General features: G+C 65.8%; 2 protein-coding genes. Both read right to left on the bottom strand.

What is annotated here, in order from left to right; all coding sequences use genetic code 11:
- Positions 1–2,541 (bottom strand): efflux RND transporter permease subunit (locus tag KAY22_RS26350; protein ID WP_296626046.1); only part of this gene is annotated, 2,541 nt, incomplete at its 3' end.
- A gap of 43 nt (positions 2,542–2,584) precedes the next feature.
- A partial coding sequence (locus KAY22_RS26345) for an HAD-IC family P-type ATPase (protein ID WP_296626045.1) occupies positions 2,585–3,491 on the bottom strand: 907 nt, incomplete at its 5' end.

The following is a 3,491-nucleotide window of genomic DNA, read 5'->3' as shown; positions in this document are numbered from 1 at the left end:
CAGCCGCGTGACCCCGGGGGGCAGCGTCTTGAGCGCCGGCAGCGCCTCGACCTTATCCATCGCCTGACCGGTCACGAGACCCGGAGCAAGGTCGGCCCCGATGGTGAGCTGGCGCACCTGGTTGGTCCGATTGATCTGGGTGGGGCCGGCGCCGAAGCCGATCTCGGCCACAACCGAGAGCGGCACCGTTCCCCCGTTCCGGGTCGGAACCGGCATGTTGCGAAGTGTATCGAGCCGCTCGCGCGCGGTTTCCGCAAGCGCGACGCGCACCGGTATCTGCCGGTCGGAGAGCGAGAATTTCGCGCTATTCTGGTCGATCTCGCCAAGCGTCGCGACGCGGATCGACTGGCTGAGCGCCTGCGTCGTCACGCCGAGCTGCGCCGCGAGCGCGAAGCGCGGGCGAATGACGATCTCGGGGCGCTGGAGATTGCCCTCGACACGCGGCGAGCGGATTTCCTTCACGCGTGCCATTTCGGCAAGCAGCCGGTTGCCGACATCTTCGAGCTTCTTCGGGTCGTCGCTGCCGAGCGTGATCGAGATGTCACGGCTGCTCCCGCCGCCGCCGCCATGCTGCGACTGGAAGTTGATGCGGGCATCGGGAACCTCAGCCAGCCGCGGCGCGCGGTCCTTTTCGAACTCGGTCGAGGTGAGCTCGCGGTCCTTGCGCAATTTCAGATAGACCGTCGCCGTGCCGACATCGATCCGCGACAAGGCGGATTCGACGAGCGGGTCGCGCTTCATGAGATCGGTCACCTCGTCGGCCACCGCCTCGGTCTGTTCGAGCGTTGCACCCGGGGCGAGCTGGATGGCGACGCGGCTCGTGTCGGAATCGATCGACGGCTGGAAGGTCATCGGGAGCAGCGAGAAGCTGAAAATGGTCGCAAAGAGCGCCAGCACACCGATGCCGACCACCCAGACGCGATGGTCCTTGATATAGCCGAGCCATTTCCAACGCCCGCCGCGCGCACGCGCGGCAGCGGCCCCGCTGGTGTCGAGGCTCCAGCGCAAGATGCGCATATAGGTGTCGATCAGCGGGCCCTCGCCATGCTTTTGCGGACCCTGCGCAGAGAGAAAATAGGCGGCGAGCATGGGTGTGATCATGCGCGCGACCGCGAGGCTCATCAGCACCGCGGCCACGACCGTCAGTCCGAAATTCTTGAAATATTGCCCGGCGACGCCCGGCATCAGCCCGACCGGCAAAAACACCGCGACGATCGTCATCGTCGTGGCGAGCACCGCGAGGCCGATCTCGTCGGCGGCGTCGATCGAGGCCTGATAGGCCGATTTGCCCATCCGCATGTGGCGCACGATATTTTCGATCTCGACGATCGCATCGTCGACCAGCACGCCGGCAACGAGGCTAAGCGCGAGCAAGGTCATCATGTTGAGCGAGAAGCCCATGAGGTCCATGAACAGGAAGGTCGGTACCGCCGACAGCGGGATGGCAAGCGCCGAGATCAGCGTCGCGCGCCAGTCGCGCAAGAAAAGGAAGACGACGACGACCGCAAGGATCGCGCCCTCGACCATCGCATTGATCGCCGAATGATATTGGCCCTTGGTATATTCGATGTCGCTGAACAGCTCGGTGAATTTGACCTTGGGGTTTTCCTTCTCGAGTTTTCGCAGCTCCTCGACCGCCGCGTCGTAAACGGTGACATCCGAGGCGCCCTTGGCGCGCTCGAACCCAAAGGTCAGCACCTGCCGCCCGTCCTGCTTCGAGACCGAGCGCTGCTCGGCGTAGAGATCCTTGACCTCGGCGATATCGGCGAGGCGCACGGTCCGGTTCGTTCCGACCGAGATCAGGGTCTCGCCGAGCGCGTTGGCGCTGCTCGCGTTGCCGAGGATGCGCACCGCCTGTTCGGACCCCGCGACCTCCATCCGGCCGCCGGCCGCATTGACGTTGAGCTGGACGAGCTGGGTGTTCACCGCGGCAGCGGTAAGGCCATAGGCACGCATCCGCTCGGGGTTGAGGATGACCCGAATTTCGCGGCTCACACCGCCCCGGCGATAGGCGTCGCCCATGCCGGGGACCGCGATCAGCCGCTTCGCGACGACATTATCGACATACCAGCTCAATTCCTCGAGCGTCATGTCGGTGGCCGAGGCCGACCAATAGGCAAGCGTGTTGCCCGAGGTCGAGAGGCGGATAACCTGCGGTTCGAGGATGCCGTTCGGCAGGTTGCTGCGGATCTGGGTGATCTTGTCGCGGATATCGGTCACCGCCCGGTCGATCGGTGTGCCGATCGCGAACTGGACGAAGGTCTGCGACTGGCCTTCGGTAACCGTCGAATTGAGCTCGTCGATCCCCTCAATCGTCCGCACCGCCGCCTCGACGCGCTGCGTGACCTGCGTTTCGAGTTCGGTGGGCGCGGCGCCCGGCTGGGCGATGATGACGATGGCGCCCGGAAAATCGATGTCGGGATCGCTCTGGACCCCCATCATGAGGAAGGAGACGATGCCCGCCACCGTCAGACCGAAGAACATGACGAGCGGCGGGATCGGGTTCCGGATGGACCAGGCCGAGATATTCTTGAAGTTCATCCTCTCTCCCCCTTCCGGTTCGACCCCCCGCGACTGTGCGCGGTCAGCCCATGCTGCGATCGCGATAGGCGAGCAGGCGAAGCGCGTTGGCGACGACGACGAGGGTCGAGCCTTCGTGCGCCGCGACCGCCGCACCGATTCCGAGCCCGAAGATCGTCGCCGGCACGAGGACCACGACGACGCCGAGGCTGACCACCAGATTCTGGCGGATGATGCGGCGCGTCTGGCGGCTGAGCCCGATCGCGAACGGCAGATGGGCGAGGTCATCGGCCATCAGCGCGACGTCGGCGGTTTCGAGGGCAACATCGGACCCTGCGGCGCCCATCGCGATCCCGACGGTGGCGCTCGCCATCGCCGGTGCGTCATTGACACCGTCACCGACCATTGCGACCGGCTGCTGCGCCTTGAGGTCGCGAATGGCGTCGACCTTCTGATCGGGCATCAGGTCGCCCCAGGCCTCGTCGATCCCGACTTCGGCGGCAATCGATTCCGCGACCTTCTGGTGATCGCCCGAAATCATGATCATCCGGCCGATGCCGAGTTCGCGCAGTTTGGCGATCGCGGTGCGCGCCGCTTCGCGCGGCGTGTCCATCAGACCGATCGCGCCAAGATCGCGGTCGCCCATACGAACGACCATCGTCGTGCGGCCCTGCTCGCGGAGGCCCGCGATCGCAGCCGCCACTTCGCCGCCGATCGGCGCGATGCCGTCGGCACCGAACATTTCGGCCTTGCCGATGAGGACGGTCTCGCCCTCGACCTTCGCCGTGACGCCGCGACCCGTCAGGCTGTTGAGGTCGTCCGCCACCGGTACGCGCGCCGAGGTCAGCATGGCCTCGCCATCGCGCGCGATGGCAGCGGCAAGCGGATGATCGCTCAGCCGCTCGACTGCCACCGCGATGCGCAGCAGTTCCTCCTTCGGTACGCCGCTGGCCGGCAGGACATCGGTGATG

It is taken from the genome of Rhizorhabdus sp., from assembly GCF_018006725.1.
GTDB lineage: Bacteria > Pseudomonadota > Alphaproteobacteria > Sphingomonadales > Sphingomonadaceae > Rhizorhabdus.
Note: the sequence above shows the minus strand (reverse complement) of the source record. Positions and strands in the feature narration are given on the sequence as shown.